Annotated in this window: 18 protein-coding genes; 12 read left to right on the forward strand and 6 right to left on the reverse strand. The window is 62.9% G+C overall.

Going from position 1 to position 14,256, the window contains the following annotated elements; translation table 11 throughout:
• Positions 1 to 40 precede the first annotated feature (40 nt).
• A complete protein-coding gene (locus CHB90_RS03075) occupies positions 41 to 772 on the reverse strand; it encodes a uroporphyrinogen-III synthase (RefSeq protein WP_089276387.1) in 732 nt (243 codons plus the stop codon).
• A 73-nt stretch (positions 773 to 845) separates the two neighbouring features.
• Between CHB90_RS03075 and tsaD the strand changes: the two genes are divergently transcribed.
• The 5 genes from tsaD (at position 846) to CHB90_RS03100 (ending at position 4,121) form a co-directional block, all read left to right on the forward strand.
• On the forward strand, positions 846 to 1,925 hold the full coding sequence (gene tsaD / locus CHB90_RS03080) for a tRNA (adenosine(37)-N6)-threonylcarbamoyltransferase complex transferase subunit TsaD (protein WP_089276388.1): 1,080 nt from the start codon (positions 846 to 848) through the stop codon (positions 1,923 to 1,925).
• Positions 1,922 to 2,872: an NAD(P)H-dependent glycerol-3-phosphate dehydrogenase gene (locus tag CHB90_RS03085; RefSeq protein ID WP_089276389.1), complete on the forward strand. Its 951-nt coding sequence runs from the start codon at positions 1,922 to 1,924 to the stop codon at positions 2,870 to 2,872. Before tsaD ends, CHB90_RS03085 begins: the two co-directional genes overlap by 4 nt.
• Before the next feature lies 1 nt (position 2,873).
• Complete coding sequence (locus CHB90_RS03090) at positions 2,874 to 3,140, forward strand: YciI family protein (protein ID WP_089276390.1); 267 nt, start codon at positions 2,874 to 2,876, stop codon at positions 3,138 to 3,140.
• Complete coding sequence (locus tag CHB90_RS03095) at positions 3,140 to 3,559, forward strand: EVE domain-containing protein (protein WP_089276391.1); 420 nt, start codon at positions 3,140 to 3,142, stop codon at positions 3,557 to 3,559. The genes CHB90_RS03090 and CHB90_RS03095 overlap by 1 nt, the downstream gene beginning before the upstream one ends.
• A gap of 166 nt (positions 3,560 to 3,725) precedes the next feature.
• Positions 3,726 to 4,121: a DUF1761 domain-containing protein gene (locus CHB90_RS03100; protein ID WP_089276528.1), complete on the forward strand. Its 396-nt coding sequence runs from the start codon at positions 3,726 to 3,728 to the stop codon at positions 4,119 to 4,121.
• Between the two features lie 270 nt (positions 4,122 to 4,391).
• Here CHB90_RS03100 and CHB90_RS03105 read toward each other — a convergent pair whose 3' ends face one another.
• Positions 4,392 to 4,733 carry a DUF2853 family protein gene (locus CHB90_RS03105; protein ID WP_089276392.1) on the reverse strand — a complete coding sequence of 114 codons (342 nt, stop codon included), beginning with the start codon at positions 4,731 to 4,733 and terminating at the stop codon, positions 4,392 to 4,394.
• Between the two features lie 338 nt (positions 4,734 to 5,071).
• On the opposite strand from CHB90_RS03105, the gene CHB90_RS03110 reads away from it, so the two are divergent.
• On the forward strand, positions 5,072 to 5,677 hold the full coding sequence (locus tag CHB90_RS03110) for an HD domain-containing protein (protein WP_245823144.1): 606 nt from the start codon (positions 5,072 to 5,074) through the stop codon (positions 5,675 to 5,677).
• A 116-nt stretch (positions 5,678 to 5,793) separates the two neighbouring features.
• Positions 5,794 to 6,069: a hypothetical protein gene (locus tag CHB90_RS03115; RefSeq protein ID WP_089276393.1), complete on the forward strand. Its 276-nt coding sequence runs from the start codon at positions 5,794 to 5,796 to the stop codon at positions 6,067 to 6,069.
• An 11-nt stretch (positions 6,070 to 6,080) separates the two neighbouring features.
• Here CHB90_RS03115 and CHB90_RS03120 read toward each other — a convergent pair whose 3' ends face one another.
• Both CHB90_RS03120 and ahcY read right to left on the reverse strand, forming a co-directional pair.
• A complete protein-coding gene (locus tag CHB90_RS03120; protein ID WP_089276394.1) occupies positions 6,081 to 6,728 on the reverse strand; it encodes a L,D-transpeptidase in 648 nt (215 codons plus the stop codon).
• Positions 6,729 to 6,944: 216 nt separating this feature from the next.
• Positions 6,945 to 8,333 carry an adenosylhomocysteinase gene (gene ahcY, locus CHB90_RS03125; RefSeq protein WP_245823146.1) on the reverse strand — a complete coding sequence of 463 codons (1,389 nt, stop codon included), beginning with the start codon at positions 8,331 to 8,333 and terminating at the stop codon, positions 6,945 to 6,947.
• A 118-nt stretch (positions 8,334 to 8,451) separates the two neighbouring features.
• Here ahcY and CHB90_RS03130 point away from each other — a divergent pair, with 118 nt between their 5' ends.
• The 4 genes from CHB90_RS03130 (at position 8,452) to CHB90_RS03145 (ending at position 11,465) form a co-directional block, all read left to right on the forward strand.
• On the forward strand, positions 8,452 to 9,150 hold the full coding sequence (locus CHB90_RS03130; protein WP_089276396.1) for an FkbM family methyltransferase: 699 nt from the start codon (positions 8,452 to 8,454) through the stop codon (positions 9,148 to 9,150).
• 8 nt (positions 9,151 to 9,158) lie between these two features.
• The gene (locus tag CHB90_RS03135) at positions 9,159 to 9,755 is read left to right on the forward strand and encodes an HD domain-containing protein (RefSeq protein ID WP_089276397.1); all 597 of its coding nucleotides are present in this window, start codon (positions 9,159 to 9,161) and stop codon (positions 9,753 to 9,755) included.
• Positions 9,755 to 10,243 carry a GNAT family N-acetyltransferase gene (locus CHB90_RS03140; protein WP_089276398.1) on the forward strand — a complete coding sequence of 163 codons (489 nt, stop codon included), beginning with the start codon at positions 9,755 to 9,757 and terminating at the stop codon, positions 10,241 to 10,243. Before CHB90_RS03135 ends, CHB90_RS03140 begins: the two co-directional genes overlap by 1 nt.
• A gap of 337 nt (positions 10,244 to 10,580) precedes the next feature.
• Positions 10,581 to 11,465, forward strand: coding sequence for a LysR substrate-binding domain-containing protein (locus tag CHB90_RS03145; protein ID WP_089276399.1), 885 nt, complete (start codon positions 10,581 to 10,583; stop codon positions 11,463 to 11,465).
• Here CHB90_RS03145 and CHB90_RS03150 read toward each other — a convergent pair.
• A complete protein-coding gene (locus tag CHB90_RS03150) occupies positions 11,462 to 12,016 on the reverse strand; it encodes an ActR/PrrA/RegA family redox response regulator transcription factor (protein ID WP_089276400.1) in 555 nt (184 codons plus the stop codon). The two genes, CHB90_RS03145 and CHB90_RS03150, sit on opposite strands and share 4 nt — an antisense overlap.
• 79 nt (positions 12,017 to 12,095) lie before the next feature.
• Positions 12,096 to 12,719: an SCO family protein gene (locus tag CHB90_RS03155; RefSeq protein WP_089276401.1), complete on the reverse strand. Its 624-nt coding sequence runs from the start codon at positions 12,717 to 12,719 to the stop codon at positions 12,096 to 12,098.
• Between the two features lie 76 nt (positions 12,720 to 12,795).
• Here CHB90_RS03155 and regB point away from each other — a divergent pair, with 76 nt between their 5' ends.
• Positions 12,796 to 14,193, forward strand: a complete 1,398-nt coding sequence (regB, locus tag CHB90_RS03160) for a sensor histidine kinase RegB (protein WP_089276402.1) — start codon at positions 12,796 to 12,798, stop codon at positions 14,191 to 14,193.
• Positions 14,194 to 14,256 lie beyond the last annotated feature (63 nt).

Here is a 14,256-nt window from a genome sequence, read left to right on the forward strand (position 1 = left end):
GTTCCCCTCGCATACCACCGGTCCACATAGGTCGACCGGCTCAATAATCTCCTGCCAGCGCCCGCTTCAGGAGGTCCGAGACAACCTCCCTCATTGCCTCCGACTCGGGCCGCGCAGCCACTTTCAGGTCCCGTTTATGCAGCGGCCCGAGCGCGTTGACCACAGCTTCGCTCATGGCCGCGACAAGAAGAGGCGCTTGTGCGCGTTCTTGCGCCAGCAATTCGCCTGTTCGCGGGGAAAAGACCGGCACAATCACGGGGGTGGTTCCCAATAGCGCGGCGCGCGCCTCGGCGGACAAGGGCTGCGCCGGTTGGTCGTAGATCACGGCGGATCCGCAGGTCAGCCCGGCCTTGGTCAGGCGTTCCGCAACGTCGCCGCGTGTGTGCCGCCCATGCAGGTGCATCAACGGCAAGTCGGGAGTATGGGCGATCAACCAGTCAATAAGGTCATCCGCAGCGCCGCCTGCACTGTGGGCGCGCATCCCTGCCGCCTCGGCCGCCCGCGCTGTGGCGTCCCCCACAGTGTAGACCGGCAGATCGCGCCGTCCGCCCTGCGCCAGCCAAACCGCGACCCCGTTGGCGGAGGTAAAAATCAGCCCCCCTGCCGCCGACGCATCCGGCAACGGCCCTGTCGCCTCAATCCGGAAAAGCGGAGAGATCACGGTGTCAAACCGCAGCCCGGAGTCCCCGCACTGTTCCGCAAACCGGGCCGAAGCAGCCTCTGGCCGGGTCAGGAAGAGAATGGGCAGCGGTCTCAGCAGCGGTCCGGGCATCGGGCCTCCGGGATTGTGGCGCGCGCCTGGTGGTGCTACCTGCAGGCGCCATACAACGCAACGGGAACTGCCTATGTCCGCTCCCCTGATCCTGGGTCTTGAAAGCAGCTGCGACGACAGCGCCGCCGCCCTGCTGCGCGGGCGTGTGGTGCTGGCCTCTGTCGTGAAGGGGCAGGCCGATTTGCACGCAGGTTTTGGCGGCGTAGTGCCAGAGATTGCTGCCCGCGCCCACGCCGAACGGCTGGACCTTTGCGTCGAAGAGGCTCTGGCTGAGGCCGGAGTGACATTGCGCGACGTCGATGCCATTGCGGTGACGTCCGGGCCGGGGCTGATCGGGGGGGTGCTGTCGGGCGTGATGCTGGCCAAAGGGCTGGCCACCGGGCTGGGGGTGCCGCTGGTGGGCGTGAACCACCTTGCCGGCCATGCACTGACGCCGCGCCTGACTGATGATCTGGTCTATCCCTACCTGGTGTTGCTGGTCTCTGGCGGGCATTGCCAGTTCCTGATCGTGCGCGGGGCGGATGATTTCACCCGCCTTGGCGGCACCATCGACGACGCGCCGGGTGAGGCCTTTGACAAGACCGCGCGCCTGCTGGGCCTGCCGCAGCCGGGCGGCCCTTCGGTTGAGGCCACGGCGCGCGAGGGCGATGAAACGCGGTTCCGCTTTCCCCGGCCGCTGCTGGACCGACCCGGCTGTGACCTGTCTTTTTCGGGGCTGAAAACCGCGCTGCTGCGCCAGCGCGACCAGCTGATCGCGGAACAGGGCGGGTTGCGCCGTCAGGACGTGGCCGATCTGTGCGCAGGGTTTCAGGCCGCTGTCCGCGATGTGTTGGCGCTCAAGGCGCGGCGGGCAATTGCCGTCTATCTGGAAGAGACCCCAGCAAACCCCGCGCTGGCCGTCGCTGGCGGCGTGGCCGCAAACCAGACGTTGCGCGACGCGCTGGAAACAGTCTGCGCCGAGACAGGCCTGCGGTTCACGGCACCCCCGCTGCGCCTGTGTACCGACAATGCCGCGATGATCGCCTATGCCGGGGGCGCGTTGCTGGCATCAGGTGTGACCCATGACATGACCCTCTCCGCACGCCCGCGCTGGCCGCTGGACAGGCTGGCCACCCCGCTGGTCGGCTCGGGCAAGAAGGGCGCCAAAGCATGAGCATCGCAGTCCTTGGCGCGGGGGCCTTTGGCACCGCTCTGGCAGTGGCGCTGGGGCGCAAGGGGCCGGTGACGTTGTGGGCGCGCGATATGCGTGAGATGCAGGACACCCGGCAAAGCCCGCGTCTGCCCGGCGTCACCCTGCCCGACAGTGTGACAATCACCAGCGATTTGGGACAAGCGGCGGGCTGCGGCACACTTCTGCTGTCAGTCCCGATGCAACAACTCTCACGCCTGCTGGACCAGATCACGACATCGACGCAGGGGCGCGCGCTGGTCGCCTGCTGCAAGGGCATCGACCTGATAGAGGGCGTCGGCCCATCGGCCTTGATAACGCGACACCAACCGGGCGCGACGCCCGCCGTCCTGACCGGCCCCAGCTTTGCCGCCGACATCGCGCGGGGGTTACCGACGGCGCTGACGCTGGCCTGTGGGGATGAGACCACGGGGCGCGCGGTACAGGCGCAACTGTCGACCCCGGTGCTGCGGCTGTATCGCAGCGACGACATGATCGGCGCAGAACTGGGCGGAGCGTTGAAAAACGTGATCGCCATCGCCTGCGGAGCCTGCATCGGTGCCGGATTGGGCGACAGCGCCCGCGCCGCGCTGATGACGCGCGGCTTTGCCGAGATGGTACGGCTGGCTGCGGCGCTGGGCGCGCGGGCGGACACCTTGTCCGGCCTGTCCGGCCTTGGCGACCTGACGTTGACCTGCACCTCTGACCTGTCGCGCAACTATCGCTATGGCCTGTCTTTGGGCCGTGGCGAACCGTTCGACCCGCTGGTGACTGTCGAAGGGGCCGCCACCGCGCAGGCCGCCGCACGACTGGCGCTGGACCACGCCATCCCCCTGCCTGTCTGCTCTGCCGTCTCGGACCTGACACAAGGCCGCTTGACCGTGCGCCAGGCGATGGACACCCTGCTTTCCAGACCTCTGAAGGATGAATGACATGCTGATTGCCCTCATTGCCCACGACAAACCCGACGCCCTGCAAATCCGCAAGGACACCCGCGACGCGCATCTGGACTACCTCAAGGCCACCAATGTCTCACAGGCGGGGCCTTTGCTGGACGATGACGGCGGCATGATCGGATCGTTGATTGTCCTCGACGTGGCCGACATGGCGGCGGCCGAGGAATGGGCGGCCAATGATCCCTACGCCAAGGCCGGGCTGTTCGAAAACGTCACGCTGACCGCGTGGAAAAAGGTGATCTGATGCGCTACTGGCTGTTCAAATCCGAGCCGTCGACCTGGTCCTGGGACGACCAGCGCGCCAAAGGCGACGCGGGTGAGGAATGGGACGGGGTGCGCAACTATCAAGCGCGCAATTTCATGCGCGAGATGGCGGTGGGCGACCGGGGCTTTTTCTACCACTCGCAAAAGGAAAAAGCGATTGTCGGCACCGTCGAGGTGATCGCCGAGGCCCATCCCGACAGCAGCACCGATGATGAGCGGTGGGAATGCGTGGACATCAAGGCGCTGGAGACCGCGCAAACGCCGATTACGCTGGATGAGATCAAGGCCGACCCGCGACTGGCCGACATGGTGCTGATCAAGAACTCACGCCTGTCGGTTCAGCCGGTTTCCGCAGAAGAATGGCGCGTGATCTGCGGTCTGGCCGGGTTGCCCCAGTGACCTCTGACCTCGGGCAACCGGACCAGGTGTCACGGCAGGCCAGTTGATGCAAACAGGGATTTCGCGCACTGTTGTTGGGTTCACTCTGCGCGCCGGACCAGTCATCCCTGTCGGAGGGCCGCGCCGCAGACTTGTCGCAACCGGGATCCGGAGCCGCCTTGCCATGTTGGAAATCGTAAACACACTTGTCGCCGCCGTGGTCGCCTTTGCCGCTGGCGCATTCTGGTACATGAGACTTGCAGATCCGTGGATGCGCGCCGCAGGGGTGCCGCGCGACGCCAAGGGCCAGCCGGAGGGCGGCCAGAATCCGATGATCCTTGCCTTTACCTTTGCCATGCAACTGGTCGTCTCCGGCATGATGCGCCATGTCTTTGCCTCCAGCGGGATCGAGTCCATCGGTGGCGGGCTGCTTTCGGGGCTGGGGATCGGGTTGTTTTTCATCACACCTTGGATCGCGATCAACAATGCAAATGCCATGCGACCGCCAATGCTGACACTGATTGACGGTGGCTATGCAGTCGTAGCCTGCGGATTGATGGGGCTGGTGCTGACGCTGTTCTGAAAAGCACAGCGGTCAGAACAAAAAATGGAGGGTTCCAGCCAAGCCAGAACCCTCCGCTCACCCACGTGCTCCCTACGCACCACACGTGTAACGAAATCTACGGTTCCGGCCTTCTGGCCAGTCCAGTACAACCTACGACCCGGACCGCCGCAACGCAAATCCATTGTTCCGGCAATTTCAATCAATTGCCTCTGATCGACTGTGGCAGCGCGGACCCGGAACGAAAAAGACCCCCGCCGGGCGGGGGCCTTGGTCACACCTTGTCGGCGATCAAGCGTAGACCGATTCCTTGCCGAAATGCTTGGTCAGCATGTAGTAGATCACAGCGCGGTATTTGTTGCGCTCGGACTTGCCGTAGGTTTCCACCGCCTTGTTGATGGCCTCCATCAGCTCTGGACCATCTGTCAGGCCCAGCTTCTTGACCAGAAAGTTGTCCTTTACGGTGGCCAATTCCTGCTCCTGCGAAGAGGCGACAGTGGACGCGTCCGCGTTGTAGATGGCCGGACCGCAGCCGATTGTGACCTTGGTCAAAAGCGCCATGTCCGGGTCCATCCCGCACTTGGTCTTCAGATCTTCGGCATATTTGGCGATCAGTTCGTCGCGTTTTCCCATGTTCACTCCCTCGTGTCAGACGCTGCCCATGTCGCGCGCCGTTTTTGCTGTTGTCCCGGCCAACCTGGCCATGCGGGTGCATCGTGACCGCACAAACAGGCCATTGGCAAGGGAAATGGGCAGCGATCATTCCCCGTATCGCGCTGCGGCACCCGAACCAACCGCCAAGGATTGTCGATGGCCGGACCCGAACCTGCAACTTTGGGGTCGCGGAGACGGTTGAATTGTCGGATGGTTGCCGCAAATGGCGGCGGCGCAAGTGATGTCGCTATCGGCGGACCGTGCTTGGTGTATGAGTCCGCACACCTTGACCCGCGCAGAGACAGATGGGGACACAGATGACCGAAACCCGCACCGTCAGTTTTACCCAGATGAAGGACGGCACGAAAGAAGACTACGACCTTCTCGAACAACTGGAAAAACCCTATCTGGCCCTGACCGCCGACCGGGTTCTGGACGAATTGCGCCGTCAGGATGAGGTGACGCTAGAGGGCTACCGGATCACTCGGCTGACCCACGGTCTACAGGCGGCCACGCGGGCCGAACGCGATGGCGCGGACATCGACTGGATTGTCGGCGCGCTTCTGCATGACGTGGGCGACGGGCTGGCCCCGCAGAACCATGACCGCTTTTCCGCCGAGGTGATCCGCCCCTTTGTGCGCTGGGACGTGGCCTGGGTCGTGGAACATCACGGCATTTTCCAGAGCTTTTACTACGGCCACCACTACGGCTGGGACCGCGACGCACGCGACAAGTTCAAGGATCACCCCTGTTTCGACAGTTGTGCCGCCTTTTGCGAGCGCTGGGACCAGTCCAGTTTCGACCCCGATTATGACTGCCTCCCCCTAGCGCATTTTGAGCCGATGGTGCGTCAGGTCTTTGCCCGCAAGGCCTATGACTCGCAGGTGGTGCGCGAGGGCTTTGTTTCAAAGCTGGCGGGGTAAAGCGCCACGCGGTCCCGTTTTCCGGTCAAAGACTGCGCATCGCGGATCAAAGCAGCTTGAAGCCCGCGACGCGGGGTGCGACTGTCCGGCCAACGGAACTACCCGAGTGCCATGACATGACCAGACGCCCTTTTTTGATTGCAACGCCGCTTGTCCTTTTGGCGCTTGCCGCCTGTGAGCCGGTGCCCGGTGCCGATGGCACAGGTCGGCCCACATCCGCCGCCCCAGAATCCGTCGCCGCCATTGCCGCATCCTTTCAGGACCTGGACAACGTGCGGCTGCGGCCAGACGACGGCTGTTACTGGTACACCCATCGCGGCCCCGTCGAGACGACGGAACTGCCGTTGCGTACCCCTGCGGGCAACCCGATCTGCACCCGTCCCCAATCCTGAGGATTTGATCCTCAGGCGAGCGGGCTGCCGTCCGTCGGATACAGATACGCGGTCACGCCGGTGTCTACCTGATCATATAGATAGTTGATGTGCGGCATGACCATGCGCACACAGCCAGAGCTGGCTCGCGTCCCGATCGAACGCGGCGCAGGCGTGCCGTGAATGCGCAAATAGGTGTCCCGGTTGCCCTTGTAGAGGTACAGCGCCCGCGACCCCAGCGCATTGCCCGGCCCCGGAGGCATGCCGCCTGCCCATTCCGCGTATTTTCCCGGTTCCCGCGCGATCATTGCGGGGGTGGGGGTCCATTGCGGCCATTTGGTTTTGCGTTTGATCGTGTAGACGCCCGGCGCGTACAGGCCATCCCGTCCGATGGCGACGCCGTAACGCATCGCGGTGCCACCGTCCTGAATGTGGTACAGATACCGGGCAACCGCATCGACGTGGATGTCACCCGGTTTCAGACCCGGATTGGCCGTGACCTGTCGCGGCAGATAGCGTGGATGCAAGCCCCAGGGATTTGTCGTCTGCAGATCAAAGCCGGGCGGCGTCACCTGCGCATCCCACGCAGTCCAGTCCCCCGGCGCGGCAGAGGCAGGGCGAACGATCGCCGGCGCGGCAAGCGCGGCAAGGGACGTGACAAACAGGCGTCTGGAAAACATGCGGACCTCTTTCACGGTGACACGGTAGAACAACGAAACACGTCCGGACACAGTCGCAGACACACCCATAAAGACGCGAAACCGGGCCGATGCTCAAACCCGTATTGCGGACTCTACAATATTTTTTTGGCTGTTGCGCTTTATCAGACCTGAAACAGGACAACCGCCGACCTGTCGGTCGACGGTTGTCCCGATAATACCAAGCAACGCAGCTCGTCAGTAACGGTAGTGCTCGGGCTTGAACGGGCCCTCAGGCTTGACCCCGATATAGCTGGCCTGCTCTTCGGTCAGGGTGCTCAGCTTGACGCCGATGCGGTCCAGATGCAGGCGCGCGACCTTTTCATCCAGATGCTTGGGCAGGATGTAGACCTCGTTCTTGTAGTTGTCGCCGTTCTTGTACAACTCGATCTGCGCCAACACCTGGTTGGTAAAGGACGCCGACATCACAAACGACGGGTGGCCGGTGGCGTTGCCAAGGTTCAGCAGACGGCCTTCGGACAGCAGGATGATCCGGGTGCCATCGGGCATCGTGATCATGTCCACCTGTTCCTTGATGCTGGTCCACTTGTGGTTCTTCAGCGCGGCAACCTGGATCTCGTTGTCAAAGTGGCCGATGTTGCCGACGATGGCCATGTCCTTCATCGCGCGCATATGCTCGATGCGGATCACGTCCTTGTTGCCCGTGGTGGTGACAAAGATGTCGGCGGTGGCAACCACGTCTTCCAGCGGCGCGACCTGATAGCCGTCCATCGCCGCCTGCAATGCGCAGATCGGGTCGATTTCGGTGACGATCACGCGGGCACCGGCACCGGACAGCGACGCCGCCGATCCTTTGCCCACATCGCCATAGCCACAAACCACGGCAACCTTACCGGCCATCATGGTGTCGGTGGCGCGGCGGATGCCGTCGACCAGCGATTCCTTGCAGCCGTACTTGTTGTCGAACTTCGACTTGGTGACGCTGTCGTTGACGTTGATTGCCGGGAACGGCAGCAGGCCGTCGCGCACCAGTTGGTACAGACGGTTCACGCCGGTGGTCGTTTCCTCGGACACGCCCAGGATCTGGTCACGGATCTTGGTGAACCAGCCTGGGCTTGCCGCCATGCGCTTGGCGATCTGCTTCTTGATGACTTCCTCTTCTTCAGAGGTCGGCACGGCGATCACGTTCTCACCCGCCTCGGCGCGTGCGCCCAGCAGGACGTACAGCGTCGCGTCGCCGCCATCGTCAAGGATCATGTTCGGGCCGTCCTCGAACATGAAGGATTTGTCGAGGTAATCCCAATGCTCTTCGAGCGTCTGACCCTTGATGGCAAACACCGGAACGCCACTTGCCGCGATGGCAGAGGCCGCGTGATCCTGGGTCGAGAAGATATTGCACGACGCCCAGCGCACATCGGCACCAAGAGCGGTCAGCGTCTCGATCAGCACCGCCGTCTGAATCGTCATGTGCAGCGAACCGACAATGCGGGCGCCCTTGAGCGGTTGTTCCGCGCCATATTCGGCACGCAGGGCCATCAGGCCCGGCATTTCAGTCTCGGCGATGTCGAGCTCTTTACGCCCGAAGTCGGCCAGCGAAATGTCCTTCACGATATAGTCGGTCGTCATGTGGTTATGCTCCTGATGCCGCATATGCGGGATGCGACCCCGTACCAAAGCGGGCTATGATTGACAACAAGAGGGGATGTCATATTGAGAACGCGGTTTCTGGCAGGGGTGACGGCTGATGGATTTTGACCACCGGATTTGCGTGAACGAATACGGGTTTTACTGTGTCCCCGACGCCTACGCGAAACGCGAAATTCCCAAGATCCTGGCGCAGGGCGGGGTTTACGAACCCAATACACTGGCCTTGCTGGCGCGGCGCGCGCAAGGCGGCGACATTGTAACCGGCGGGGCCTTTATCGGCGATTTCTTTCCGGCGCTGGCGCAGGCCGTGGCCCCCGGATCGAGGGTGATCAGCTTTGAGCCGAACCCGCTCAGCTTTGCCGCCGCCCAGCTCACCATTGAACTGAACGGCTTGAACAACGTCGCGCTTGCCCCGGTCGCGGTTGGCGAGACGTCCGGCACGCTGCACCTGCAACTCGCGCGCGAGGGCGGCAGCGCCACGGCGGCGCGCGCCAAGATCGTCGGAACGGCGGATGAGGGCGAAACTGTGCCGGTCGAGGTTGTGACTCTCGACCAGCTGTGTCCGGCGGACCGCATCGTGTCGATCCTGCATCTGGATGTCGAAGGCCATGAGAAACCGGCTCTTCTTGGTGCGCGCCGAATGATCGAACAGAACGCCCCGATGATCGTGCTGGAGGCCGACCGCCCTTGGCAGCGCGGCATGTATGCCGAATTCCTGGCCGAACATTTTCCCGCCCAGGGCTATGCCTTGTGCGGCGGAATGGAGCGCAACATTTTCTTCGTCGCACAGGGCTGACGCAGACGATGGCCCGTACCCCCCGCGCCTGGCAACGAATGCTATCGGGCCGCAGGCTGGACCTGCTGGACCCGACGCCCGTCGACATCGAGATTGAGGACATCGCCCACGGACTTGCCTTTGTCGCGCGCTGGAATGGCCAGACCCGTGGCGACTATGCCTATTCCGTGGCGGAACATTCGCTGCTGGTCGAGGTGATCTTTGGCCGTCTCTGCCCGCAGGCGCGCGCAGGTGAACGTCTGACCGCGCTGCTGCACGATGCGCCGGAATATGTGATCGGCGACATGATCTCGCCGGTCAAGGCAGCGGTCGGGCCGGGTTACGAAGAGCTGGACAAGAGGCTGGCCGCCGCCGTCCACATCCGCTTTGGCCTGCCCGCCGCCACGCCGCCCCGGTTGAAAAAGCAGATCAAGAAGGCTGACCGCATCAGCGCCTGGATGGAGGCGACGCAGATCGCCGGATTCACCCGCAGCGAGGCGGACAAGTTCTTTGGCGCGCCGGATCTGGACATGATTGCCGACCTGTGTATCCACCTACGCCCCCCGATCGAGGTGCGCGCCGATTTCACTACCCGCCACGCGCGGCTGTTGCAGGAGATGCCCTGATGCGGATTTCCGTCCGTACCGCCGGTCCGCTGGATTGCCGCCCGATGGCGGCCCTGTTGAATGAGATCATCGCCGAGGGCGGAACAACCGCAATCATTCGTCCGGTTGCGCCAGAGGATCTACGGGACTGGATGGCCCGCGCACGCGACCGCGCCGCGTGGCATCTGGCCGAGGATGAGGCCGGTACGGTTATGGGATTCCAATGGATCGAACCGGCGGACTATCTGCCCGACGAGGCCGCCGAAATCGCCACCTTTGCCCGTCAGGGGCGAAGTGGTCTGGGCATCGGATCCTCGCTGTTTCGCGCCACTGAACAGGCGGCGCGGGCACTGGGCTATCGCTGGATCAACGCCAATATCCGCGCCGACAATACCGGCGGACTAGCCTACTACCAAAGCCGGGGATTCGAGGAGTATGGCCGCAAGACCGGCGTGCCGCTCGGGAATGGGCAACTCGTGGACAAGGTGCTGAAACGCTACGATCTCTGACGGGGTGCCAGACCTGCGCGCGCGATCCATGGCACCGCAGGACGACCGCCGCGAATGGCTGACCCGACCTGCCGCAAGAGCAACAGTGCCTTGGCTCGCGCGGCGGCGCGTTGGATCGCCCTTCGGTCGCGCAACATCGCACGGGCGGCGATTTCATTTGCGACATCCCGGCTGATCGGACGACCCGATGCATGAAACCGACGCGCGCCTCGGGCCACATCTTCTGTTAACAAGAGCATCATTTTCTCCCGGCTGAATGTATCTCACACAGCAAAATTACCTTGTCATGCAGGAAAATCCGAGTCAGGAAAATACTCTGACCTATTAGGTGAGCTTAATGATCATGGACCTCGACTGGCGCCATCTTCCTCCCCTGTCTGCGCTGCGCGCGTTTGAGGCGACCGCGCGGCTGTCCGGGTTTTCCGCCGCCGCACGGGCGTTGAACGTCACACCGGCGGCCGTGGCCCAACAGGTGCGGGCGCTGGAGACGGACATGAACGTCAAACTGGTCCGCCGCGAGGGGCGCGGGATTGTCCTGACCGACGCAGGGCAACAACTGACAGCCCCCCTGCGTGAGGCCTTTGCTATGGTAGCCAACGGGATAGAGGACGTCCGCCAGCGCGAGGCCAGTAGGGGCATCCGCGCGACGACAACCACGTTTATCGTCGATGCCGTCATCCTGCCAAAGCTGTCCGACTTCTGGCGCGCACACCCCGATATCCAGGTATCCTTTGTGCCCGGGGCCTGCCTGTCGCCAGTGGACTTTGACGGATTCGATCTGGGAATCCGGGTCGGCGCCCCCACCGACTGGCCCGCGTTTCAGTGCGAACCGCTGCTGGAATGTGACACCATCTTTGTCGCCGCCCCTGAATTGGCAGCCACAGGGACACCGCAAGGCATACCGTGGATACTGGGCCCGCACGATCCGTTTGATGAGGCCTGTCTGACCGCCGCCGGACTGGACGTCAGCCGTATCACCCGGCGCGACATCGGCGAACGGTCGCTGGAGATCCAGGCCGCCAAGCGCGGCATCGGCGCAATCGTCGCCACCGAAGTTGTCGTCCGGCGCGAATTGGCCGATGGCTCACTGGTCCAACTGGATCTGGAATGCGCGCGCAGAAACACCTATCAGGTGATCCTGCCCAGAGGCCCGATACGCCCAGCGGTCCGGCTGTTTGTCGACTGGCTCAGGGAAACCCTGGCGCAGCCGACCGCCACCTAGCGCGGCGAGCGTTTCGCCAGTATTCGCTGCAACGTCCGCCGGTGCATGTTCAACCGCCGCGCCGTTTCCGACACGTTGCGATCACACAGCTCATAGACGCGCTGGATATGCTCCCACCGCACGCGATCCGCGCTCATCGGGTTTTCCGGCGGCGGCGGCAAGTCATCGCCCTTGGCCAGCAGCGCGTTGGTGATGTCGTTCGCATCGGCGGGTTTGGACAGATAGTCCGTCGCCCCGATCTTGACCGCGGCGACCGCCGTTGCAATCGCGCCGTAGCCCGTCAGGACAACCACCCGGCAATCCGGCCGCTTGTCGCGCAGCACCTCGACCACGTCGAGCCCGTTGCCATCCTCCAGCCGCAGATCACACACCGCGTAGGCGGGCGGACGGGCCGTGGCAATGGCGGTTCCGGCAGCGACGGACCCGGCCATTTCGACCTCAAAGCCACGCTTTTCCATGGCCTTGGCAAGTCGCCTCAGGAACGGTTCGTCGTCATCGACCAGGAGAAGCGACCTGTCATCCCCGAGATCCTCGATGCTGCGTTCAGCCAAGCGCTTTCCTCCCCGCAACCGGTGCGTGAGGTCGAGTATTAGCCGCGTAAACCGCGCTGGTCAAACGCATCTATCCCAGTCAAGAGGCGTCGATGTAGCAGGCCACCTGATCGGCCATTTCCTCTGGTGTCACTTCGCGGCGGAAGAAGTCGACAAAGCCCACCTCTGGCAGCACCAGATAAGTAAATGTCGAGTGGTCGACGAGGTAATAGTCGGGATCGTCATTTTCCTGTTTGCGGTAGTACGTCCGATAGGTCTGGCTGGCAGCCTTGACCTGTTCGGGCGTCCCGGTAAGGCCAATCATGCGCTCATGGATCAGTTCCGCAAATTCGCCCACGACCTCGGGTGTGTCGCGTTCCGGGTCGATCGAGATAAAGACCGGCGTGACATCGTAACCGCGTGTGTCAAGCTCATCCACGGCCTCGGCGTTTCGTGCGGTGTCAAAGGGACAGACGTCGGGGCAAAAAGTGTAGCCGAAATACACCAGGCTGGGCTTTGTGATCACATCTTTGTCGGTCACGGTTTCCCCGGCTTTGTTCAACAATGTGAACGGCCCTCCGATCTGTTCTGCGCCCCCCGCGATGCGGCTGGTGCGACATTGGGCATAGGGATCGCCAGAGGCCGTGCGCTGGGTGGCGTACCAGACCCCCCCGCTTACGGCGACAAGGGCGGCAAAGGCGGCAATTGCGGCAACACGCTGCATGACTTTCTAACTCCGGAATGTTTTATCTGTAGCTATCCGCTGACGGGCGGGGTGCAAGAGGGACGAAAGGGCGCAGATGGCGCAGGGGGACCTGGGACTGATTGGCGACGAGCAGCGCAGCAACTGGATTCGTCTCAGAACGATGATCCTTTTGCGGTGGTTCGCCGTGATTGGCCAGTTGGTCGCAATCACGATTGCGCAACGGCTGTACAACCTGCAACTGGAACTGGGGCTGTGCTATCTCGCCGTTGGGGTTTCGATCGTCGGCAATCTGATCGCAATCTCGATCTTTCCCGAAAACAAGCGACTCAGCGAGACTGAGAACTTCATGATGGTGATGTTCGACCTCTTGCAGCTGTGTTTCCTGTTGTACCTGACAGGTGGCCTGCACAATCCCTTTTCGCTGCTGGTTCTGGGGCCGGTCACGGTCTCGGCGGCGGTACTCAGCCTGCGGTCGACGTTTCTGCTGGGATCGACCGCTTTCCTGCTGGTGTCCGGCATGGTGTACTATCATCTTCCCCTACGGACAGAGCAGGGGTTCATCCTGCGCATTCCTGATATATTCGTTTATGGTCAATGGGTTGCGATCACAATTGCGCTGATCTTTATCTCCGTCTATTCGCGCCGCATCACAAGAGAGATGAACTCCATGTCCGACGCGCTGGCCGCGACGCAGATGGCGTTGGCGCGCGCCCAAAAACTCAACGATCTGGGGGGCGTTGTGGCGGCGGCGGCGCATGAACTGGGCACACCGCTGGCCACGATCAAGCTGACCTCATCGGAACTGGCCGAGGAGTTGGAAGACCACCCCGACCTGCGGGACGATGCCCTGCTGATCCGCGAACAGGCCGACAGGTGTCGCGACATCCTGCGCAGCATGGGTCGCGCCGGCAAGGACGACCTGCATATGCGGCAGGCCCCCCTGGTCGAGGTGATCCGCGAGGCCGCCGAACCGCATCAGGACCGCGGCAAGGAAGTGCTGATAGAGGATGGTCCCGGTCCCGGCGGCGAATACACCCAACCGCAGATCCTGCGCCGCCCCGAAATCATCCACGGGCTGCGCAATCTGGTCCAGAACGCCGTGGATTTTTCCCGCACCCGCGTCTGGATAGAGGCGATGTGGACGGATGACGTGGTGTCGATCCGCATCATAGACGACGGTCGCGGCTTTCCCCAGCATCTGATCGGGCGCATCGGTGACCCGTTCATGCGCCGACGACGCAGCGAAAGCGACAAGCGCGCGCGGCCAGAATATGAGGGCATGGGGCTCGGGCTGTTCATCGCCAAGACCCTGCTGGAACGGACGGGAGCCGAGCTCAGCTTTGCCAACGGGACGGACCCCTACACCACCGCCACCGACCAGACAGAGCGGCGCGGCGCAATTGTCGAAGTGGCCTGGCCACGCAGCAAGATCGTGGTCGAACCGACCAAGCCCGGAACCCCCTTGGGCGAGAACCGTCAGATTGAGATATAAACGTGAATTTGACGTGAACGTCGGCCGGTTAACGCCAAATTAACCAAATCCAACTCACAGTTT

Origin of the sequence: Antarctobacter heliothermus, assembly GCF_900188425.1 — a bacterium.
In the GTDB taxonomy this organism is placed as follows: Bacteria; Pseudomonadota; Alphaproteobacteria; order Rhodobacterales; family Rhodobacteraceae; genus Antarctobacter; species Antarctobacter heliothermus.